The sequence below is a fragment of the Oceanicaulis alexandrii DSM 11625 genome (genome assembly GCF_000420265.1).
Classification (GTDB): domain Bacteria; phylum Pseudomonadota; class Alphaproteobacteria; order Caulobacterales; family Maricaulaceae; genus Oceanicaulis; species Oceanicaulis alexandrii.
The window spans coordinates 661,045-682,948 of the sequence record NZ_ATUP01000001.1 but is presented as its reverse complement, the minus strand read 5'-3'; the positions used below and the strand labels follow the sequence as shown (position 1 = coordinate 682,948).

Annotated in this window: 19 protein-coding genes and 1 other RNA gene; 19 read left to right on the top strand and 1 reads right to left on the bottom strand. The window is 65.1% G+C overall.

Annotated elements, in window-relative coordinates; translation table 11 throughout:
* Window positions 1–50: 50 nt before the first annotated feature.
* Window positions 51–3,650: a hydantoinase B/oxoprolinase family protein gene (locus tag G405_RS0103375; RefSeq protein ID WP_022700093.1), complete on the bottom strand. Its 3,600-nt coding sequence runs from the start codon at window positions 3,648–3,650 to the stop codon at window positions 51–53.
* Window positions 3,651–3,861: 211 nt separating this feature from the next.
* Here G405_RS0103375 and G405_RS0103370 point away from each other — a divergent pair, with 211 nt between their 5' ends.
* The 19 genes from G405_RS0103370 to G405_RS16330 all read left to right on the top strand — a co-directional run bounded on the left by G405_RS0103370 (window position 3,862) and on the right by G405_RS16330 (window position 21,904).
* A complete protein-coding gene (locus G405_RS0103370; RefSeq protein WP_022700092.1) occupies window positions 3,862–4,566 on the top strand; it encodes a molecular chaperone DjiA in 705 nt (234 codons plus the stop codon).
* Window positions 4,567–4,663: 97 nt separating this feature from the next.
* Window positions 4,664–4,954 carry a hypothetical protein gene (locus G405_RS0103365; RefSeq protein ID WP_022700091.1) on the top strand — a complete coding sequence of 97 codons (291 nt, stop codon included), beginning with the start codon at window positions 4,664–4,666 and terminating at the stop codon, window positions 4,952–4,954.
* A gap of 108 nt (window positions 4,955–5,062) precedes the next feature.
* Window positions 5,063–5,974, top strand: coding sequence for a DMT family transporter (locus G405_RS0103360; protein WP_022700090.1), 912 nt, complete (start codon window positions 5,063–5,065; stop codon window positions 5,972–5,974).
* A 12-nt stretch (window positions 5,975–5,986) separates the two neighbouring features.
* Window positions 5,987–6,724 carry an N-acetylmuramoyl-L-alanine amidase gene (locus G405_RS0103355; RefSeq protein ID WP_022700089.1) on the top strand — a complete coding sequence of 246 codons (738 nt, stop codon included), beginning with the start codon at window positions 5,987–5,989 and terminating at the stop codon, window positions 6,722–6,724.
* A gap of 68 nt (window positions 6,725–6,792) precedes the next feature.
* Window positions 6,793–7,167 carry a DUF2141 domain-containing protein gene (locus G405_RS16340; protein WP_022700088.1) on the top strand — a complete coding sequence of 125 codons (375 nt, stop codon included), beginning with the start codon at window positions 6,793–6,795 and terminating at the stop codon, window positions 7,165–7,167.
* A gap of 76 nt (window positions 7,168–7,243) precedes the next feature.
* An RNA gene (gene rnpB, locus G405_RS16660) (RNase P RNA component class A) lies at window positions 7,244–7,648 on the top strand.
* Window positions 7,649–7,858: 210 nt separating this feature from the next.
* Entirely contained in the window at window positions 7,859–8,332 is a 474-nt protein-coding gene (locus tag G405_RS0103345; protein ID WP_022700087.1) for a division/cell wall cluster transcriptional repressor MraZ, read from the top strand.
* Window positions 8,329–9,333 (top strand): 16S rRNA (cytosine(1402)-N(4))-methyltransferase RsmH, encoded by a 1,005-nt coding sequence (gene rsmH, locus G405_RS0103340; protein ID WP_022700086.1) that lies wholly within the window; start codon window positions 8,329–8,331, stop codon window positions 9,331–9,333. Before G405_RS0103345 ends, rsmH begins: the two co-directional genes overlap by 4 nt.
* Window positions 9,330–9,692: a cell division protein FtsL gene (gene ftsL / locus G405_RS16335; RefSeq protein ID WP_022700085.1), complete on the top strand. Its 363-nt coding sequence runs from the start codon at window positions 9,330–9,332 to the stop codon at window positions 9,690–9,692. The genes rsmH and ftsL overlap by 4 nt, the downstream gene beginning before the upstream one ends.
* Complete coding sequence (locus tag G405_RS0103330; RefSeq protein ID WP_022700084.1) at window positions 9,692–11,527, top strand: peptidoglycan D,D-transpeptidase FtsI family protein; 1,836 nt, start codon at window positions 9,692–9,694, stop codon at window positions 11,525–11,527. The genes ftsL and G405_RS0103330 overlap by 1 nt, the downstream gene beginning before the upstream one ends.
* Complete coding sequence (locus tag G405_RS0103325; protein ID WP_022700083.1) at window positions 11,524–12,981, top strand: UDP-N-acetylmuramoyl-L-alanyl-D-glutamate--2,6-diaminopimelate ligase; 1,458 nt, start codon at window positions 11,524–11,526, stop codon at window positions 12,979–12,981. The genes G405_RS0103330 and G405_RS0103325 overlap by 4 nt, the downstream gene beginning before the upstream one ends.
* Window positions 12,978–14,387, top strand: coding sequence for a UDP-N-acetylmuramoyl-tripeptide--D-alanyl-D-alanine ligase (locus G405_RS0103320; protein WP_022700082.1), 1,410 nt, complete (start codon window positions 12,978–12,980; stop codon window positions 14,385–14,387). The genes G405_RS0103325 and G405_RS0103320 overlap by 4 nt, the downstream gene beginning before the upstream one ends.
* Window positions 14,388–14,402: 15 nt before the next feature.
* Window positions 14,403–15,503: a phospho-N-acetylmuramoyl-pentapeptide-transferase gene (mraY, locus tag G405_RS0103315; RefSeq protein WP_022700081.1), complete on the top strand. Its 1,101-nt coding sequence runs from the start codon at window positions 14,403–14,405 to the stop codon at window positions 15,501–15,503.
* Window positions 15,504–15,543: 40 nt separating this feature from the next.
* Window positions 15,544–16,677, top strand: a complete 1,134-nt coding sequence (locus G405_RS0103310) for an FtsW/RodA/SpoVE family cell cycle protein (protein ID WP_022700080.1) — start codon at window positions 15,544–15,546, stop codon at window positions 16,675–16,677.
* Window positions 16,674–17,771 (top strand): undecaprenyldiphospho-muramoylpentapeptide beta-N-acetylglucosaminyltransferase, encoded by a 1,098-nt coding sequence (murG, locus tag G405_RS0103305; protein WP_028284497.1) that lies wholly within the window; start codon window positions 16,674–16,676, stop codon window positions 17,769–17,771. Before G405_RS0103310 ends, murG begins: the two co-directional genes overlap by 4 nt.
* Window positions 17,771–19,180 carry a UDP-N-acetylmuramate--L-alanine ligase gene (gene murC, locus G405_RS0103300; RefSeq protein WP_022700078.1) on the top strand — a complete coding sequence of 470 codons (1,410 nt, stop codon included), beginning with the start codon at window positions 17,771–17,773 and terminating at the stop codon, window positions 19,178–19,180. Before murG ends, murC begins: the two co-directional genes overlap by 1 nt.
* Window positions 19,177–20,100 carry a UDP-N-acetylmuramate dehydrogenase gene (gene murB / locus G405_RS0103295; RefSeq protein WP_022700077.1) on the top strand — a complete coding sequence of 308 codons (924 nt, stop codon included), beginning with the start codon at window positions 19,177–19,179 and terminating at the stop codon, window positions 20,098–20,100. Before murC ends, murB begins: the two co-directional genes overlap by 4 nt.
* On the top strand, window positions 20,097–21,011 hold the full coding sequence (locus tag G405_RS0103290) for a D-alanine--D-alanine ligase (RefSeq protein ID WP_022700076.1): 915 nt from the start codon (window positions 20,097–20,099) through the stop codon (window positions 21,009–21,011). The genes murB and G405_RS0103290 overlap by 4 nt, the downstream gene beginning before the upstream one ends.
* Window positions 20,999–21,904 (top strand): cell division protein FtsQ/DivIB, encoded by a 906-nt coding sequence (locus G405_RS16330; protein WP_022700075.1) that lies wholly within the window; start codon window positions 20,999–21,001, stop codon window positions 21,902–21,904. The genes G405_RS0103290 and G405_RS16330 overlap by 13 nt, the downstream gene beginning before the upstream one ends.

The window sequence follows — 21,904 nt, the reverse complement described above, 5'->3', positions numbered from 1 at the left end:
AGTTTAACCATCAGCAGTTGTATGGGTATTCACCCGCGAGAATATGCGTATTACGCTCCCGCTCCGCCGCCGCCCGGCGTCAGGATTTCAACGGTCTCGCCGGCTTCCACATCCAGCCTGAACAGCGCATCCAGCGCTTGCCGCGTCCGGTCTTTACGATAGAGCGCCTGCGCGCCGGTCGCGCCGGGCGCCCCGCCCTTCAGGCCGGCAGGGTGCTCGGTCCGCCGGCCGGACAGAAGCGCCGCCTGCATGGGCTCCAGAAACATGATGCGCCGCACCGATCCGTCCCCGCCCTTGAAGGCGCCGTCCCCGCCGGAGCCCTTGCGCACCGAATGCTCCAGCAGACGCACCGGATAGCGCGCTTCCAGCACTTCCGGATCGGTCAGGCGCGAATTGGTCATGTGCGTGTGCACGGCGCTGGCGCCGGCAAAGCCTGACCCGTCCGCGCGATAGCCCGCGCCGGCGCCGCCGCAGATCGTCTCGTAATACTGCCGGGTCTCATCGCCGAAGGTGAAGTTGTTCATGCTGCCCTGGGCGCAGGCCATCCGGCCGGTGGCCATGAACAGCGCGTCCACCACAAGCTGGCTGGTCTCCACATTGCCGGCCACCACAGCAGCGGGCGGGACGGGATTGAGCAAGCTGCCTTCGGGCACGATCAGGGTGATGGGTTTCAGGCAGCCTTCATTGAGCGGAATGGCGTCATCCACCAGGCAGCGCAGCACATACAGCACCGCAGCGCGCGTCACGGCGCTCGGGGCGTTGAAATTGCTGGGGCGCTGTTCAGAGGTGCCGGTGAAATCGATGATGGCGGTGCGATCTGACTGATCGACGCTGATCTTGACCTTGATCACCGCGCCGTCTTCAAGCCGCATCTCAGCTTCGCCATTCGACAGCGCCTCGATCACACGGCGCACCGCGCGTTCGGCGTTGTCCTGCACATGGCCCATATAGGCGCGAACGACAGCTGTGCCGTCCAGATCGTTGAGTTTGCGAAGCTCGGCCGCGCCCTTGGAGCAGGCGGCGAGCTGGGCCTTGAGGTCGGCGATATTCTGATCGGGGTTGCGGGCGGGATAGGCGCCAGACGCCAGAACCTCGCGCACAGCCCGTTCGTCGAACCGGCCGTCGTGAAGGATCTTGACGCTGTCGAAGATCACGCCTTCCTCGTCAATCGTTTTGGAGAAGGGCGGCATGGAGCCCGGCGCGATGCCGCCGATATCGGCGTGGTGTCCGCGCGACGCCACATAGAACATGCGCGCGCCGGTCTCGTCGCACACCGGCTGGATCACCGTCACATCAGGCAGATGGGTGCCGCCATTATAAGGCGCGTTGACCGCCACAGCGTCACCGGGGCCGAGATTCGGGTGCGCCTCGACCGCCGCGAGCACGCTCGCTGACATGGAGCCCAGATGCACCGGCATATGCGGGGCGTTGGCGACCAGACCGCCTTCAGCGTCAAATACCGCGCAGGAAAAGTCGAGACGTTCCTTGATGTTGACCGAGTGCGCCGTGCGTTCGAGCACCACGCCCATCTGCTCGGCGATGGACATGAAGCGGCGGTTGAACAGCTCCAGCCGGATCGGATCAAGTGACGTGTCCCCTGCTTGCAGCGGGGCGGCGGCCTCGTGGGTCAGAACGAGCATGCCGTCCGCCAGCCGGTCGGCGCGCCAGCCCGGATCGAGCACGATGGTCTGGTTGGCGTCCATGATCAGCGCCGGTCCCGTCACACGCGCTTCAGCGCCCAGATCCTCAAGATCAAACACGGGCACGGTCTGGCTCTCACCCTGGCTGTGCATCCCGGCCTCGGCTTGAGGGGAGGGCGCGTTGCCTTGAGGGGCCAGATCGGCTTCGGCGCGCGGCGCGCCAGCGGGTGCGCCCTCGGCGTCAGCGGCGGCGGAATCCAGGATCAGCACGGCGTCATCGGGCGTGAAGCCGAAGAGCTGGCTGTGCGCAGCGTCAAAGGCCGAGCGCATGCTCGCTTCATCGCCCCACGCCACGGGCAGGGCGGTGTCAGAGCCCTGAACCCGGATGCGCACTTCTTTTGCGACTGAAATGTCTCGCGCGCTCTGGTCTTTCAGCGATTGAAGCGCTTCGGCCTCAAGGGCGTCCAGCGTGCCTTCGGCGGTTTGAAGCCCCGCTTCGTCAAAGGGGATTTCAAGCCCCGCCTGCCGTGTGTCGCGCAAGGGCGCCAAGCCGATCCCATATGCAGACAGAAGGCCGGCTTTGGGGTGGATCAGCGCTGTGCGCATGCCCAGAGCTTCCGCCACCTTGCACGCGTGCTGACCGCCCGCGCCGCCAAAGGCGTTCAGCGCATAGCCGCGCGGATCGACGCCCTGAGCCGTCGAGATCTGTTTGATGGCGTCGGCCATGGCTTCGATGGCGACCGACAAAAAGCCCTCGGCTGCGGCTTCAGGACTGTCGAGCCCCATCTTGTCCGCCAGCTCGCCCAGGGCCGTGCGCGCGGCTTGCACATCCAGCGGCTGATCATGGTTCGGGCCGAACACTTTGGGGAACCAGTCCGGCTGGATGCGGCCCAGCACCACATTGGCGTCCGTCACCGCCGCGGGGCCGCCGCGGCCATAACAGGCCGGGCCCGGATCCGCGCCAGCGCTGCGCGGCCCGACCCGGGCGCGCTCACCGTCAAAATCGAGCACCGAGCCGCCGCCCGCCGCTACGGTGTGCACGCTGAGCATGGGAGCGCGCAATTGTCGGCCGTCAAGGCTCGCCATGTCGGTGCGGGCATAGCTCTCGCCGTCATAGCGCGACACGTCAGTGGAGGTGCCGCCCATGTCAAAGCCGATGACCTTGTCATAACCCGCGGACTTGGCGGTGAGGGCCATGCCCACCACGCCGCCCGCAGGACCTGACAGGACCGCGTTGCGCGCCTTGAAATGCCTGGCGCTCGACAGGCCGCCGCCCGATTGCATGAAGTACAGCGGCGCGCCCTCAAGGCCGGTGTCCACCCGGCCCACATAATCGCGCAACACCGGCTCAAGATAAGCATCGATCACCGCCGTCGAAGCGCGCGGAACCAGCTTGATCAGGGGGCTCGCTTCGCTGGATCGGGTGACATGGTCAAACCCGGCCTCTCGCGCCAGCTCGGCGACCGCCTGTTCGTGGGAGTCGTTCACATGCGCGTTCATGAAAGCGATCGCGACGCTGGCGAAACCGTCTGCACGCGCTTGCTCCAGCGCGGCCCTGGCGGCGCCAAGATCAAGCGCGGTCACCTCTTCGCCATGCGTTGAGAGCCGTCCGTCCACCTCCACTGTTCGCGCCGGCAGCGGGGCCGGGCGCTTGATGTCGAGCGCGAAAATATCGGGTCGGGTCTGGTCGCCGATGATCAGAATGTCGCCAAAGCCGCGGGTGACCAGGAACAGGGTTTTCGCGCCGTCCAGCTCCAGAAGGGCGTTGGTGGCCACGGTCGTGCCCATTTTCACCGCCGCCAGAGCGCCTTTCGGCATGGCGTCTCCGGTCGACACGCCCAGCAAGCGCCGGACGCCTTCGGTGGCCGCGTCTTCATAGGCGTCTGAATTTGAGAGGAGTTTGAGCGCCTTCAGATCGCCTTCGGGCGAGCGTCCGATCACGTCGGTGAACGTGCCGCCCCGGTCAATCCAGATTTCCCATTCGGCTTGGGCGGCGTCAGATCGGGTCACGCGAGGCTCCTTGGCGGCGAGTGTGTCGGCCTTTTGCTATGAACAGCACAGCTTGCCCGGACAGAGCAAGAACGCGGCCGCACACAACGCCCGTATTCTGATGCGGGAAATCATGGCGCCAGCGCCTCCTTTTCGGTATTCTTTCGCGGATGCAGCGTAGCACTTTGATCCCACGCAGCCGGACCGGCGTCTCGTCATGGGAGGCGGGACGATGAGCTTTTGGCGCAAGCTGGCCGACCTGATCACCGGGCAACGCGATCCGTTTGAATGCCGGGGCGAGGATTGCCCGCCCGGCCGTGCGGTCGATGACGCGGAATTCGCCATGGCCCTGATCGGGCTGGGCGCCAAGATGGCCAAAGCCGACGGCGTTGTGACGCGCAATGAAGAGCGCGCCTTCCTGCAGGTGTTTCAGGCGCCGCCCGGATTTGAAGTGTCCCTGCGCCGCGCTTTTGATCTCGCCAAGCAGACGACTCTGGGCTTTGACGGCTACGCCCGCCGTCTGGCGCGGCGGTTCAAGGACCATCCGGCGGTGCTGGAAGACGTTCTGGACGGCCTGTTCCACATCGCCAAGGCGGATGGACGCGTCACCCAGGACGAAGATGACTTCCTGTCGCGGGTGGCGGATCTGTTCGGGTTTACAGCGCGGGAATATGACCGGATTCGCGTGGCGCATTTGGGCGCGCCTGAAGACGACCCTTACGTGATCCTGGGCATAGACCGGGACGCCGATGAGCAGGCGGTGAAGACCGCCTACCGCAAGGTCGCCTCGCAAAACCACCCCGACCGGCTGATCGCGCGCGGCGCTCCCGCCGAGATGCAGCGCATTGCTGTGGAAAAGATGGCGGCGATCAATGCGGCTTATGCCGCGATCACCCGCAAGCGTGATGTGAAAGGGCTGGGCGCTCCAGCTGAATGACAAATCCTTCACGCTCGGGCCTCTAGCATTGACCTGAAGCGTTCAAACCCCAAACTATGTAGGGGCTGGACGACAGACTCACCTTGGAGACATCGCAATGACGCACCAACAGGCATATGACGCAGGCGGACTGATGAACGGTTTGCGTGCGCTTCTGGCAGGTCTGGCGGCGGTTGCGGTGATTGGTCTTGTCCTTGTCCTGGCGGCGTTTCTGACCATGGCGGCCTTCGTCGTCGCAGGCCTCGCCGCTGTCGGCGCTGCGGGGTATTGGGCTTATCGCAAAGTGGTCAAACGCTCTCGCAAACCCACCGACCGCACCGTTCTGGACGCGCATCGCGGCCCCCATGGCTGGACCGTGGATGGCGAGGACCAGCCGGGCGGCGTCTAATTCTGTCTGCAGACGCCGGCTTTCAGACCTCGCAAAGCTAACAGTTCGAAATTCATCGTGAGCGATACACTGCTTGCGGGCGAGGGCGGGCTCGCTTAGAGCGAGGCTATGTCACTTCGCCACTTCGCCCTTCTGTTTGGTGTCTGCCTCGTCTGGGGACTGAATTTCGTCGTTGCGAAATGGTCCCTGTCGGGCACGCCCGTTCTGGTGGAAGGTTTTGAGGGCAGTCCGCCCTTTTTCTTCGCTTTCCTGCGCTTTTTCCTGCTCTATGCGGTGCTGGGTCCGTGGCTGCGGCCCGTGCCGCGTCATATGGGCGTGGTGATCGGGGCGGCGCTGACCATGGGCGCCATTCAGTTCGCCTTGTTGTTTGTCGGCCTGCGTTACGCCTCGCCCTCCGCCATCGCCATCGTAGTCCAGCTGGCGGTGCCGTTCACCACGGTGCTGTCCATCATCTTCCTGCAGGAACGGGTGCGCTGGGTGCGCGGCAGCGGCATGGCGATCGCCTTCGCCGGCGCGGCTTTGGTGGTTCTGAAACCGGCAGAGTTCTCTTTTACCGCGGGGCTTCTGGCCGGGGTCGGCGCCGCATTTGCTGCGGCGGCGGGCTCCATTCTGGTGAAGAAGGCGGACATGTCCGCCATGTCGCTTCAGGCCTGGATCGGGCTGATTTCCTGGCCGCCGCTTCTGGCCATGACGCTGTTGTTTGAGCGCGATCAGATCGCCGCCTCGCTGGATGGCGGCTGGCTGTTCGTGGGCTCGCTGGCCTTCACCGTACTGCTGGTGAACATCTTCGGGCACGGATCGTTCTATTATCTGCTGCGCCGGTATGACGCCTCCCTCATCGCGCCTTTGACCCTGATGGGGCCGCTGATCGGCGTCATTCTGGGCGTGGTGCTGCTGGGCGATCCGGTCACCTGGCAGTTGATCGTGGGCGGCGTTCTGGCGCTGGCGGGCGTCGGCGTGGTCGCGGCGCGGCGCGCCAAGACGGTGGCCCCTACAACGCCGATAGGACGCCCTCGCTAGCAGGAGAGACGCATGGCCGTGATCACGCGCCCGTCGCCCAATTTCAATGATCGCCGCCTGCCGCCCTCGATGCTGGTTTTGCACTATACCGGCATGGAGACCGGCGAGGCCGCGATTGAGCGTCTGTGTGATCCAGGGTTTTCTGTGAGCGCTCATTATGTGGTCGAGGAGGATGGACGCGTCTTCCAACTTGTGAGCGAGGACAAGCGCGCCTGGCATGCGGGCAAGGGTGTCTGGCGCGGTTGCAGCGACATCAACTCCGCCTCCATCGGCGTCGAGATCGTCAATGGCGGTCATGATTTCGGCCTGCCCGACTATCCCGAGGCGCAGATCGAGGCGGTGCTGGCGCTCTGTCAGGGCATTCTCGCCCGCCATCCCATCAAGGCGTGCGATGTGATCGGGCATTCCGATCTGGCGCCGGACCGCAAGCAGGATCCGGGCGAGAAATTTCCCTGGAAGCGCTTCGCCGAGGCGGGCGTCGGTCTGTGGCCGCAGGCTGTTCCGTCAGTCCTGCCGCCCTGCGCGCCAAGTGACGAGGGAGAGGCCGTCACGGCTTTGCGTCAGGCGCTTTGCGACATCGGCTACGGCGCCGAGCCAGCGGGCGCTTATGACCAGGCGCTGAAAGCGGTTGTGCTGGCGTTTCAGCGCCGCTTCCGCTCGCAAGCTTTGACAGGCGTTGCGGATGAAGAGACCTGCGCTCTGATCGAAGGGCTGCGGCGGCAGGTGACATCTGTCATCCCAAAAGGGTGACGCCTGGAACCTGATCGTCGAGCGAAGGCGGGGCAGTCTGGGGACAACAAAGCAAAGGAGCTTGTCCCATGTTGTTGTCCCTCATCGCCGTCCTGGGCTCTGTGTCCGTCACCGTCAACACGCCGAATCCAGAAGGCGACATGTATGTTTCGATCTGCTCGGAGGACACCTTCCTGAGCGGTCGTTGCGAACACGGTCAGCGCCGCGCCGCCAGTCCCGAAGATGTCTTTGTCTTTGACGATATTCCCGCCGGCGACTGGGCGATCCAGGTCTGGCGCGACCCGGAAGGCGACGGCGAGATGCGCACCATGGCGTTTGGCATCCCTGCCGAGCCGATCACCATTTCCAACGATCCGCCCATGAATTTCGGCCCACCCCGGTTTGCGGATGCGGCCGTCGCCGTCAGCGAAGACGGTGCGGAAATCAGCCTCTCTGTGAACTGATAAGCCGCCTCACAGGTTATGAAAGACTGGCCGTCGCGCTTGACCGCGGCGGCCTTTTTCGTGATGGGATGAGGGATCAGAGGGCTGGGCGGCCGCTGCTGCGAGAGGGGAAACCCTGCAGGAGAGGAAAGTCCGGGCTCCATGGAGGCAAGGCGCCGGGGAAATCCCGGCGGGCCGGTTTTCCGGTTCAGGGATAGCGCCGCAGAAATCAGACCGCCGCGTTTCGGCGCGGTAAGGGTGAAACGGTGGGGTAAGAGCCCACCGCCCCGACCGCAAGGAAGGGGGCACGGCAAGCCCCGCCTGGAGCAAGACCGAATAGGGACCCGCGTTTCGCCTTGGCGAGACAGACGCGCCTCCGCGTCGAGGTCCGGGTAGGTCGCTGGAGGCGTCGTGCAAGCGGCGTCCTAGAGGAATGGTCGCCCCCGGTCGTCCTGTATGGGACGGCATGGGACAGAACCCGGCTTATAGGCCCTCTGATCCTGTTTTTTAGGGCGTTAGCACGGTCAAAGGTTAACGCCTCGCCCAATCTGTTCTCAATCTGTTCTTGTTTTCGGGTTCCGTTTTTCACGGAATTCTTAGTTCTCATGCGGTAAAACGAGTCTCGCAACAGGTTAGGACCATTGTAACCCATGCTTTCCCATGTTATCCCATAGTTAACCCGCCATGATGGGGTGCGGGTGAGTATGGGGCTATGCCGGTCATGTTCGTCTCCACGACGACCAACGGGATTGATGCGAAGGGGCGGGTGTCTGTACCGGCCGACTTCCGCGCGACCGTGTCCGGCCAGGGCTTTCCCGGCATCTATGTCTGGCGCTCGTTCAACGGCCCCTTCCTGGAAGGCGGCGGTCAGCGCCTGCTCGAGGATTATTCCGACGCCATCGAGGACATGGATCCTTATGATCCGGCCCGCACCGCGTTTGAGCGCGTGATCTTTGGCGGCGCCAAGGCGCTGTCGTTTGACTCAACAGGTCGGGTCTCCCTGCCCAAAGAGCTGATCGACCATGCCGGTCTCGCCAAGCAGGCGGTGTTCATCGGCATGGGCAAGCGCTTCGAGATCTGGGATCCGACCGCGCACGCCGATCAGGCCGAAGACGATCTGGCTTTTGCGCGCGACAACAAGTCTGCGCTGCGCCGCCCGTCCCGCCGCCGGGGAGATGAGTCATGAACGACGCCTCCCACGTCCCGGTGATGCTCGATGAAGTGCTGACGGCGCTACAGCCGCGCGATGGCGGTCTGTATGTGGACGGCACCTTTGGCGCGGGCGGTTATACCCGCGGCATCCTCGGCGCGGCCGACTGCCGGGTGCTGGGCATTGATCGCGATCCGAGCGCGCGTGAAACGGCGGATCTGATGACGACGGCCTACAAGGGCCGCTTCGCCTTTGGTTTTGGTCCGTTCTCGATGATGGAAGACATTATCGAGGTGGCGGGCAGTTCGGGCGTGGACGGCGTGGTGCTCGATCTGGGGGTCAGCTCCATGCAGATCGACCAGGCCGAACGCGGATTTTCCTTCCAGAAGGACGGCCCGCTGGACATGCGCATGTCCCAGTCCGGCCCGACGGCCGCGGACGCCGTGAACCATCTGGAAGCCAATGAGCTGGCGGCGATTTTCAAGATTTATGGCGAGGAGCGTCATGCGCGCCGCGCGGCGCAGGCGATCATTCGCGCACGCGAGATCGAGCCGATCACCCGCACTCTGGCGCTGGCCGACATCATCGGCAAGGCGGTGGGCGGCAAGCCGGGCCGCATTCACCCCGCCACGCGCTCGTTCCAGGGCTTGCGCATTTACGTCAATGACGAGCTGGGCGAGTTGGTGCGCGGACTGCAGGCGGCTGAACGCGTGCTCAGGCCCGCCGGACGTCTTGTGGTGGTGACCTTCCACTCGCTGGAAGACCGCATCGTGAAAACCTTTTTGCGCGAGCGCGGCGGCCTGATGGGCGGCGGCTCGCGCCATCAGCCGGAAATCCAGCCGGAGCGCGAACCCAGCTTTTCGCTGATCAGCAAGAAAGCCCAGGCCGCGTCCGACGTGGAAGCGTTTGAAAACCCGCGCGCGCGCTCAGCCAAGCTGCGCGCTGCGATCCGCAATGAAAACCCGGCCTGGCCCCGTGATGAAGAAGGCTTTGCGGGCGTGCCGCCCTATCGCCGTCTTGAGGAGTGTGTTCAATGATCCGCATCGTTGAAATCGTCGGCGTTCTGGTCGCCGCCATCCTGCTCGCCGCGCTTTATGTGGCCAAATCGGGGACGGCGAGCGATTCTGAAAAACTCGCCCAGCTTCAGGCCGAGCTGGCGCGTGAACGCGGGCGCATCAGCGCGCTGGACGCGGAGATCTCCCATCAGGAAGAGCCTGAGAATCTGCGCCGTCTGGCGCGCGCCTATCTGGGTTTTGAGCCGGTGCGCCCCGAGCAGGAGCTGGCCTTTTCCGAATTGCCGCGCCTGAGCGCCCAGCAAGCGCCGGAAGGCTTGCGCGCCCCGCAACAGGGCCTGGCCACGGCGCAGGTGTCTTACGCCAATCCCGGACAGAACTGATGACGATCCTCCGGCGGCTTTCGCGGCGGGTGCGGGTCAAGGATGACCGACGCGCCACCCCGCCTGCGCCGGTGGAGACGGCCCCGGTTCAGGCCATGCGCCGTATGCGCATTGAAAATCGCAGCAATCTGGCGGGGCGTCGCCGTTCGCGTCTGAGCGTGATCGGTCTGGTGCTGAGCCTCGGGTTCGTGATCTCGGCGGGCCGGGCGGTGGAGATCGCCGTGTTCAATGGCGATGCTGACGCGCGTTTTGAAGCGTCCGCCGCCGAGCTGGCGCCGGTGCGTCGCGCCTCGATCCTGGATCGCGATGGCGAAATCCTGGCGGCGACGCTGGACTTTCATTCCGTCTACGCTGATCCGCTCTATGTCTGGGATGCTGCGGAAGTCGCCCAGCAGCTGGCCACCGTGCTGCCCGAGCTGGATGTGGAGCGGCTGACCCGCAGGCTGTCTTCGAACTCGCGCTATGTGCCGATCGCTGACGGGCTGAGCCCGCGCGTGCGCCAGGCGATCCACCTTCTGGGGCTGCCCGGCGTGAATTTCCGCGTCGAACCGGGCCGCATTTATCCCAAACAGCGCGTCGCCGCGCATCTGGTCGGCTATGTGGATGGTCAGATGGAAGGCGTCGCGGGCGCCGAGCGCGCGTTTGAAGCCGAGCTGGCCGAGGGCGGACGTCCGGTCAGCCTGTCCATTGACCTGACGGCGCAATACCGGGTCGAAAGCATTTTGCGCGAGCGCATGGCGGCCCACCAGGCGGCGGGCGCCTCGGCGGTTCTGATGCGGGTGGGCACCGGCGAGATCATCGCCATGGCCTCCTTGCCCGATTACGACCCCAACCGGTTCGCTGAAGCGACCGCGCCCGGCTCTGACATCGACCCGCTGTTCAATCAGGCGGTGCAGGGGGTTTACGAGCTGGGGTCGGTGTTCAAGCCATTGTCGCTTGCTGCGGGCCTTGAGGCGGGCAGCGTGCATATGGATGATGTCTATGACGCCTCGACCCCGGTGCGCATTGGCGGTCACACCATCCATGATTATCGCGGCGAGAACCGCCCGCTGACCGCGCGGGAAATGGTGCTGTATTCCTCAAACATCGCCGCTTCTCGCATGGCCGACACGATCGGCGCCGATGATCTGACCGGGTTTTATTCCGATTTGCGCCTGTTTGAAGCGCCGCCGGTGGAGCTGCTGGAAGCGGCGGGCCCCAACCTGCCGCGCCGCTGGGGCCGCATCCAGACCATGACGGCGTCTTACGGGCACGGGTTTCAGGTCAGCCCGCTGGCGCTGGCGGCGGCGTATTCGGCGCTGGCCAATGGCGGCGTCTACACCCCGCCGACCCTGCGCCCTGTCGCGCCAGGGGAGACCGTGGCGGGCGTGCCGGTGATGAGCTCCAGCGTTGCGGCCCAGGTGCTGGGCGTGATGCGTGAGTTCGTGGCGCGCTCTCAAACGGGGACGGCGGATGTGGACGGGCTGGCTGTGGCGGGCAAGACCGGAACGGCGGAGCGCGTCGTGGGCGGTCAGTATGTGGAAGGCAACACCTTCAACACGTTTGTCGCCGTCTTTCCCTTTGATGATCCGCAATATGTGCTGACGGTCTCCATGGACCGGCCCCAGCCCACTGCTGAAACTCACGGGTTCTCCACGGCGGGCTGGACGGCTATGCCGGCGGCGGGCGAAATCATCCGCGCGCTGGCCGGTGTTCTGGACATCGACCGTCATGACGCCGACCCTGAGGCTCAAGTCTCGGTGGTCGCCGAACTGTTCGCCCCCCGTCCGCGACTGGTCGCCCCGTCCGAGGAGCCTGTCGCGCTGGAAGACGCCATGCTTGAGGACTCACGATGATCCGTACGCTTGCTGACTTGCTGCCCGAAAGCCTGGGCGTCCCGGCCGGAGCGCAGGGGCTTGAAGTCACAGGATTGGCGCTCGACAGCCGCAAGGTGAAGCCCGGCGATCTGTTCGCCGCGCTGCCCGGCGTGAAGGTCAACGGAACCCAATTCATCCCCATGGCGATCGAGAAGGGCGCGGTTTGCGTGCTCGCGCCGAAGGGAACTCAGGCCTCCGTCCCGGTCATCGAGGCGGAAGATCCGGCGGGCGCGCTGTCGGCGATTGCCGCCAACTTCTATCCGCGCCAGCCTGCGACCATTGCGGCGGTGACCGGCACCAATGGCAAAAGCTCGACCGTCGAGTTCCTGCGCCAGATCTGGGCGTCGGCGGGATATGAAGCGGCGGCGCTCGGCACGCTGGGGGTGACACGCGCGTCAGGCCGGACGGATGTGGGCTATACGACGCCGGACGCCATTGCGCTTCATCAAAGCCTGGATAAGCTGACCGAGGAAGGCGTCACCCATCTGGCGATGGAGGCGTCCTCGCACGGGCTCAAGCAGCGCCGCATGGACGGCGCGCGCCTGGCGCTGGTGGGGTTCACCAACCTCACCCAGGACCATCTCGATTATCACCCCGACTTTGAAGACTATTTCGCCTCCAAGATGCGGCTGTTCTCGACGCTGGCGCCCATGGGCGCGCCGGCGGTGATCAATATGGATTCAGACTGGTCCGCGCGCGTGGCGCAGGCGGCTCAGTCCGCTGGGCTGAGCCCGGTCGAGATTGGCTGGCGCGGCCGGGATCTGACCGTGCATGAAATCACGCCGCATCCCGCCAGCCAGCATGTGCGCTTCAGCTGGAAAGGCGAGGAGCGCGAGGTCGATCTGCCGCTGATCGGCGAATTCCAGGCGGCCAATGCGCTGGGCGCGGCGGCGATGGCCATCGCCAGCGGCGTGCAGCCCGATCAGGCGTTTGAGGCCATGGGCGCCTTGCAGGGCGTGGCCGGACGTTTGCAGACGGTGGGGACCACCATGGATGGCGCGCCGGTGCTGCTCGATTACGCGCATACGCCGGACGGACTGGACAAATTGCTGCGCGCTGCGCGACCGCACACGCAAGGACGGATTGTTCTGGTGTTTGGCGCAGGCGGAGACCGGGACGCCACCAAGCGCGCGCCCATGGGCGAGATTGCGGCGCGGCTGGCGGATATCGCCATCGTCACGGACGACAATCCGCGCACCGAAGATCCCGCCGGCATTCGCAAGGCGATCATGGCCGCGTGCCCCGACGCGCAGGAAATTCCAGATCGCGAAGCGGCGATCCGCGCCGGGATCGAGCACCTGAAAAAGGGCGATGTCCTGCTGATCGCTGGCAAGGGGCATGAAACCGGCCAGATCCTGGCGGATCGCGTCATTCCCTTTGATGAAACCCAGATCGTCTCCTCCCTTCTGCAGGAGCGGGGAGGGACGGCATGACGACGCCGCTCTGGACCGCCAAGCAAGCTGCGGAGGCGTCTGGCGGGCGCCTGACCGATGGCGGCTGGAACGCCACGGGCGTCTCCATCGACACGCGTACGCTGCAGCCCGGCGATCTGTTCGTCGCTCTGACAGACCGGCGCGACGGCCATGACTTCGCCCAGGCGGCGCTCGACAAGGGCGCGGCGGCGGTGCTGGTGTCGCGTCCTGAGGTCTGCTCAGGCCCGCGGCTGGTGGTCAGCGACGTGCTGGATGGTCTGATCAAGCTGGGCGAGGGCGCACGGCGTCGCTCTGAGGCGGTGCGCGTGGGCGTGACGGGCTCGGTCGGCAAGACCAGCGTCAAGGAGGCCCTGGCCGCGGTGTTCCGCAAGGCCGGTCCCGCCCATTGGAGCGAGAAGAGCTATAACAATCATTGGGGCGTGCCGCTGACCCTGTCGCGCATGCCCGAGGCGACCCGGCACGCCGTGTTTGAAATGGGCATGAACCATAAGGGCGAGATTTCGACCCTGACCCAGATGGTGCGTCCGCATGTGGCGATGATCACCAAGATTGCGCCCGCCCATTTGGAGAATCTGGGCTCCATGGACGCGATCGCCGACGCCAAATCCGAGATCTTTGAGGGGCTTGAGGCGGACGGTGTCGCTGTGATCCCGGCCGATGACGAATTCGCGCCGCGCCTGATGCAGGCGGTTCAGGGATCGGGCGCCGGATTCATGCTTGATTTCGGTCTTACTCCCGGCGCCGCGGTGCGCATCCTGTCCTATGACGAGGGACCGGATGGAGGCGTGGGCCGCATGGATGTGATGGGCAAGCCGATGGATTTCCGCCTACGCCTGCCCGGCGCGCACCAGGCGGTCAACGCGGCGGGCGTGGTGGCGGCGGCCTTGGGCGCCGGCGTCGACCCCGACTTGGCGCTTGATGCGCTGTCCGAGCTCAAACCGACCGCCGGACGCGGCGTCGCCTTCTTTGCGCAGCTCTCGAAAGGCCGCGTCATCGAGGTGGTGGACGAAAGCTATAACGCCAATCCCGCCTCCATGCGCGCCGCTTTCAGCGCGCTCAAGCTGCGCAAGCCGCACGGCGAGGGCCGCAAGCTGGCGGTGATCGGCGAAATGCTGGAGCTGGGGCCGGACAGCCATGCGCTGCACGCCAACCTGGCCGAACCGCTGGTCGAAGCGGGGGTGGATCAGGTGATCGGGGTGGGCGAGGGCGCACGCGCGCTGATGGACGCCTTGCCGCCGGCGCTGCGCGCGCACTGGTGCGAGAGCGCCGACACTGTGGTTGAAAGCCTGACCGAACTGGCGCGGGATGGCGATGTGGTCCTTGTTAAGGGATCAAACGCATCTGGCGTTCATAAACTTGTGTCATCGCTCCGCGACAAAGCCGCGTCCGCCACCGCCTCCGCCTAAAGGGCCTTTTTGACTATGCTTTATCTCTTGCTGTCTCCGTTTGCAGAACAGTTTCAGGCCCTTAACCTGATCAATTACCTGACGTTCCGCACCGGCGCCGCGATGATGACCGCCTTTGTTCTGGCGCTCGCCATCGGCAATCCCTTCATCGGCTGGCTGCGCACCAAGGGCAGCCAGCCGATTCGCACCGATGGACCGGAAAGCCATATCGTCGCCAAGGCGGGCACCCCCACCATGGGCGGGTTCATCATTCTGGCGGGCATACTGGCGGGGACGCTGATCTGGGCGGACATCTCCAACCCCTATCTGTGGGTGGTGATCTTCGTGACCGCAGGCTTTGGCGGCATCGGCTTCATCGACGACTGGCGCAAGGTCACCCAGAAATCCACTGAAGGCCTGTCGGGCAAGGGCAAGCTGATCCTGCAATTCATCATCGCCGCGATCGCGGTGGTGGCCATGGTCTACCTGCTCGATACGGCGCCGGACACGCCGGACAATTTCGCGACGTCTGTGGCCGTGCCCTTCTTCAAGGATCTGATGGTCCCGCTCAGCTACGCCTTCTACCTGTTCGGCATGGTGGTGATCGTGGGCGCGTCCAACGCCGTGAACCTGACGGACGGGCTGGATGGCCTCGCCATCGTGCCGGTGATGATCGCAGCGGCAAGTTTCGGCTTCATCGCCTATTTCGTCGGCTCCTCGGTGTATTCTGAATACCTGTTCCTGAACTTCACCCCCGGCACCGGCGAATTGTCGGTGATCTGCGGGGCGATGATCGGCGCGGGTCTGGGCTTTCTGTGGTACAACGCCCCGCCCGCCATGGTGTTCATGGGCGATACCGGTTCGCTGTCGCTGGGCGGCGCTATCGGCACGATTGCGGTGGCGGTCAAGCACGAGATCGTGCTGGTGATCATCGGCGGCCTGTTCGTGCTGGAAGCGGTGTCGGTCATGGTCCAGGTCGCCAGCTTCAAGCTGACGGGCAAGCGCGTCTTCCGCATGGCGCCGATCCACCACCATTTCGAGAAGCTGGGCTGGGCGGAACCCACCATTGTGATCCGGTTCTGGATCATCGCCTTCGTGCTCGCCCTGATTGGCCTGTCCACTCTGAAACTTCGTTAGGCCGCCGCATCGGCGGGCGCTGATGACTTAGGAAACGCGCATGAGCACCCGTCGCAAGGCCGGATTGTGGAGCGGACTGGACCGCCCGATTCTGGTCATCGTGATCTTTTTGATGGCGATCGGGATTGTTCTGGCCTTCGCCGCCAGTCCTGCGGCGGCCGAGCGCGCATCCTGGATCGATGACCCGTTCTATTATCTGTACCGCCAGTTGTTCTTTGCGGGTGTGGGGCTGGCCATCTTGGCGTTCGTCTCGGCGCTCTCGGTGACCGGCGTGCGGCGCTTTGCGGGGCTGGCTCTTGTGGGCGCCCTGATCGCGCTGGTTCTGGTGCTGATCATCGGCGCGGACGTGAAGGGCGCGACGCGCTGGATCCGTGTAGGCACGTTTTCACTGCAGCCGTCGGAGTTTCTCAAACCTGCGTTCGTGGTGATCGCCGCCTGGCTGTTCGCCGAGGAGGATCGCGGCGCGCCGGCGCCCGGCCGCCTGATCGCGTTCGGCTTTTACGGGCTGTCTGTTCTCTTGCTGATGCTCCAGCCCGATTTTGGCCAGACCGTACTGATCTCGCTGGTGTTCGGCGCTTTGCTTTGGGCCGGCGGTCTGTCCTGGCTGCACACCACGATTCTGGGCGTTCTGGCGGTCATCGGCGGCGGCGGCGCCTATCTGGCGCTGCCCCATGTGCGAGACCGTATCCTGGACTTCATCGGCCCGGGCGGCGAGCGCACCCAGACTGAAACCGCGCTCGACGCCATGTCGCGCGGAGGGGTCTGGGGCGCGGGGCCGGGTGAGGGCCAGGTCAAGCATTTGCTGCCTGAAGCGCACACCGACTTCGTCTTCTCCGTGGCGGCGGAGGAATATGGGCTGATCGCCTCGCTGGCGATCATCGGGCTGTATGCGCTGTTGTTCGCGCGGGCCTGGATGTTGTCGCTGCGGCTGACCGATCCGTTCGCCCAGCTCGCCACCTCCGGGCTGGCGCTGCTCTTCGCGCTGCAGGCGCTTGTGAATATCGGAGTGAATCTCGATATCGCGCCCCCCACCGGCATGACCTTGCCCTTCATCTCCTATGGAGGCTCGTCCATGCTGGCTTTGTGTTTCTCCGCCGGCTTGCTGCTGGCGTTGACCCGTCGTCGTCCGGGCGCCTATGCGCATCGGGCTCGCCAAGGAGCGTTATCCGCGTGACCCCGAAACGATTGCTCATCGCCGCCGGGGGAACCGGCGGCCACATGTTTCCCGCACGCGCCGCCGCCGACGCCCTGATCGCGCGCGGCTGGTCGGTCAAGCTGGTGACCGACGCGCGCGGCGCCAAGCATGCGCGCGATTTTCCCGGTGACGGCGTGACCGAGATCGAGGCGTCCAGCCCGTTCTCCAAAAACCCGGTCAAGATGGCGCAGTCCGTTCTGAAGCTCACCACCGGCGTTTTCCAGGCGCGCCGCATTCTGGCGGAATATCAGCCCCACGTGGTGGCGGGGTTTGGCGGCTATCCGGCCTTTCCGGTGCTGACGGCGGCGTGGATGAACTCCGTTCCGCGCGTCATCCATGAACAGAACGCCGTACTGGGGCGGGTGAACCGTCTGTTCGCCGGCTCGGTGGTCAGCGTCGCGTCCGGCTTCACGCGTCTCGACAAGATGCCTGACTCAGCCGTGCATGCGGTGACGGGTAATCCGGTGCGCGCCCAGGTGCTTCAGGCGCGTGAGGTTGAGTATAAACCGCCGCAGCCGGGCGGGGAGATCCGGCTTCTGGTGCTGGGCGGCTCGCTCGGCGCCCGCATCCTGTCTGAAACCGTGCCGCGCGCGGTCGCCGCCCTGCCAGAAGACCTGCGTCTGCGCCTGAAAGTGGTGCAGCAAACGCGCGAGGAAAGCCTCGACAGCGCCCGCGCGATATACGCCGACGCCGGGGTTCAGGCCGAGCTCAGCCCGTTCTTTCGCGATATGGGCCGGCTTTACGCCGAGACCCATCTGGTGATCTCGCGTTCGGGCGCGTCGTCCGTGTCTGAAATCTCAGCCATTGGCCGTCCGGCCCTGTTCGTGCCGCTGGCCATCGCCATGGATGATCACCAGACGGCCAATGCGCAAGGGCTGGTCAAGGTCGGCGCGGCGGACATGATGACCGAGGCGGAATTCACCGTCGATAATCTGCGGGCGCGGCTTGAAACCCTGTTGGCGGACGGCGAAGCTCTGGACGCGCGTGCGCGCCTGGCGCGGACCGAAGGCCGACCCGACGCGCATGAACGTCTTGCTGATCTGATTATACAAGCTGCGGAGCCGAAAACCTGATGCCGCCTATTGATCTCGCCGCCTCCGTGGGTCCCGTTCATTTCGTCGGCATAGGCGGCATCGGCATGAGCGGCATCGCCGAAGTCATGCTGACGCTGGGCTATCAGGTCACAGGCTCTGACATCAAGGACAGCGCCAATGTCCAGCGCCTGCGAAACAAGGGCGCCGTGGTCCATATCGGCCATGCCGCTGAAAATGTGGACGGGGCCGGGGCGCTGGTGGTCTCAAGCGCGGTGAAGCCTGACAATCCCGAACTGGTCGCCGCCCGCGCCAAACGCACGCCGGTGGTGCGCCGCGCAGAGATGCTGGCCGAGCTGATGCGCCTCAAGCATGCGGTCGCGGTCGCCGGCACCCATGGCAAGACCACCACGACCTCGCTGGTGGCGTGCCTGATGGATTCCGCCGGCTTTGATCCGACCGTCATCAATGGCGGCATCATTTCCGCCTATGGCTCGAACGCCAAGATCGGCGAGGGCGAGTGGATGGTGGTCGAGGCCGATGAAAGCGACGGCTCCTTCCTGAAGCTGCGCGGATCGGTCGGGATCATCACCAATATCGACCCTGAGCATATGGAGCATTACGGCTCGTTCGACGCCCTGCGCGCCGCCTTCGCCCAGTTTGTCGAGAACCTGCCGTTTTATGGCTTTGCGGTGATGTGCATCGACCATCCCGAAGTGCAGGCGCTGGCGGCGAAGATCGAGGACCGCCGCGTCATCACCTATGGCTTCTCACCCCAGGCCGATGTGCGCCTGTCCAATCTCGTCATGGACGAGACGGGCGGGCATTTCGACCTGACTTTCCAGCCGCGCGGGACCGAGCCTGTGACCTGGGCGGGGATCAGCCTGCCGATGATGGGCGAGCATAATGTGCTGAACGCGGCCGGCGCTCTGGCGGTGGTTCAGGCGTTGGGCGGCGGCGAGGAAGAAGCGCGCACGGCGCTGGCGGGCTTCACCGGCGTCAAGCGCCGCTTCACCCTGACCGGACAAGCCCATGGCGTCACGGTGGTGGATGATTACGGCCATCACCCTGTCGAGATCACGGCGGTGCTGAAAGCCGCGCGCCAGCAAGTGGGCGACGGCCGGGTGCACGCCGTTGTGCAGCCCCACCGCTATTCGCGCCTGCATGACCTGTTTGAAGATTTCTGCACCTGTTTCAACGATGCGGACAGCGTGCTGGTGACGCCTGTGTTCGCCGCGGGTGAAGCCCCGATCGAGGGCGCCAGCCAGGAGGCGCTGGTCGCCGGACTGGCGCGCCATGGTCACCGCAACGCCAGCGCCACCACGCGCGAAAGCCTGCCGCGGGACCTGAAGGCCTTTATCGAGCCCGGCGATCTGATCGTCTGTCTGGGTGCCGGCGACATCACCGCCTGGGCGGCGGAGCTGCCCGAGCGTCTGGAGGCGCAAGGTTGAGCTGGCCCTCTCTCCTGCACCGTCTGCCCGAGGTTCGGGGCAAGCTGATCGAGAACGCGTCTCTGGCCGACATCACCTGGCTGCGCGTAGGCGGTCCGGCGCAAGTGTTGTTCCTGCCCGCAGACGCCGCCGACCTGGCGCGCTTTCTGGCGGAGACGCCGCGCGATATCGAGGTGCGGGTGCTGGGCGCGGGCTCAAACACGCTGGTGCGTGATGGCGGCCTGCCCGGCGTCACGGTCAAGCTGACGCCCGCTTTCGGCAAGGTCGAAGCGCTGGAGAACAACCGCATCCGCGCGGGCGCGGCGGCGCTTGATAAAATGGTCGCCAAGTCGGCGGCGAAAGCCGGGATTGCCGGCCTTGAGTTTTATGTGGGCGTGCCCGGCGCCATTGGCGGCGCGCTGCGCATGAATGCCGGGTGCTACGGGACCGAGACCAAGGACGTGCTGGTAGAGGCGATCGCGCTGGACCGCACCGGCCGCCGGATCGTCGCCCCGGTCTCTGAACTGGGATACGCCTATCGCCATTCGGAGGCGCCGGACGACTGGATCTTCATCGAGGCGGTGTTTGAAGGCCAGCCTGATGACCCCAAGGCCGTGACCGAGCGCATGACCGCCATCACCGAACGGCGCGAGACGACGCAGCCCATCCGCGAGAAGACGTCGGGTTCGACGTTCAAGAACCCCGACCCTGAAACCTCTGGCGGGCGTTCGGCCTGGCAATTGGTGGATGCGGTTGGCTGGCGCGGCAAACCCATTGGCGGCGCGCGCTTTTCCGAACAGCATTGCAATTTCCTGATCAATGACGGCACGGCGACCGCGCAGGATCTTGAAACCCTGGGCGAGACCGTGCGCGCCGCTGTGAAGGATCAGTTCGGCGTCGAGCTGGCCTGGGAAGTCAAACGGATCGGAGAGCCGCAATGAGCAAGCATGTGGCGGTTCTTTTGGGCGGGCGCAGCCCGGAGCGCGATGTGTCTCTGGTCTCGGGCAAGAAGGTGATCGAGGCGCTGGAGAGCCAGGGCTATCAGGTCTCTCCCATCGACCCCCAGGACTCGGACTGGATCGACCAGCTCAACGGCATAAAGCCCGACGTCGTCTTCAACGCGCTTCATGGCGATTGGGGCGAGGATGGCCGGGTGCAGGGCGTGCTCGATTATCTGGGCTTCGCCTATACCCATTCCGGCGTCGCGGCGTCGGCGCTGGCCATGGACAAGCAGCGCGCCAAGGCGGTGCTGCGCGAAGCGGGAATCGCTTGTCCTGAAGGTCAGCTGATCAGCCGGTTTGACGCTGCGCGCGAGCACGTCATGGCGCCGCCCTATGTGGCCAAGCCCAATGCGCAAGGCAGCTCGGTGGGCGTTCTGATCGTCACCGAAGGCGCGAACCGTCCGCCCGCCATTCTGGGCTCTGATGACTGGCCTTATGACGAAGAGGTGCTGATCGAGCGCTTCATTCCGGGGCGCGAGCTGACCGTGGCCGTGATGGGCGGCCGGGCGCTGACGGTGACCGAGATCGTCCCCAAAACCGCCTTTTATGATTATGACGCCAAATATGCCGAAGGCGGCTCGGTCCACCAGCTGCCCGCCGATGTGCCGCAAGCTGTCTTTGATCAGTGCATGCGCGATGCGCTGACCGCCCACCGTGTTCTGGGATGTGAGGGGCTGACACGCTCTGATTTCAGATATGATCCGGTGACAGGCGGGGTTTGGTTACTCGAAATTAACACCCAACCCGGCATGACTCCTACATCCCTTGCGCCCGAACAGGCGGCGCACTGCGGTATCGGGTTTCCCGATCTCGTAGCGTGGATGGTGGAGAATGCGGCGTGTCCAAGCTGAAGGGCGCCGGCGCTCGAGACTCATCGAAAGCCCGGCGCAAGTCGAATACAGCCCCCAAAGCGGCGGGCGGTCGAAAGCTGTCCAATTGGGCGGCCGCGCAATGGCGTGCGGCGCGTAACCGGGCGAGCTACGCCTTCAAACTGATTTTCACCGTCTTTGGCGCCTTGCTCGCGGGGACTGCGGTTATTCTGCTGGTGTTCGGTCAGCTTGATGATGTGGGCGGCATGCTGGCGGGGCGCGCCGAGACCGAGCTGGAGCAGGCGGGCTATACGCTGGACTGGCTCGATGTGGCGGGCGCTGACCGCACCGGCGTCGAGGAAATCGCCATGGCGGTAGGCGCCGCGCCGGGGCTGGGCCTCAGCCGGGTAGACCTGAACGCCGCACGGGACGCCATTCAGTCTTTGTCCTGGGTGAAATCGGCTGAAGTGTTGCGGCTGTGGCCGGACCGGATCGCGGTGCTGATCGAGGAACGCCAGCCCTATGCGCTGTGGCAGATCAACCAGACCTATCATGTGATTGATGCAGGCGGCGCGGTTATCGACGCTGCGAACCCGCTTGAGTTCGCCTATTTGCCGCGCGTGGTCGGAGAAGACGCCAATCTCGAGGCGGCAAGCGTCATCGGATTGCTGGAGCTGCATCCTGACATTCGCGACCGGGTCACCCACGCCATTCGGGTGGGCGAGCGGCGCTGGAGCCTTCGCCTTCAAAGCGGCGGCGATGTCTTGCTGCCCGAAGATGATCCCGCGAGCGCCCTGGCGCTGCTGGCGGCGATGCATGAAGAGCGCGGCGTGCTTGATTACGAAGCGCAGATTTTTGATCTCAGAAATGCCGGTGAAATGGTGATGCGTCCCTGGCCTGACCGGGCGGCGGAACGTGCAGGGCGAGGGGCGTGA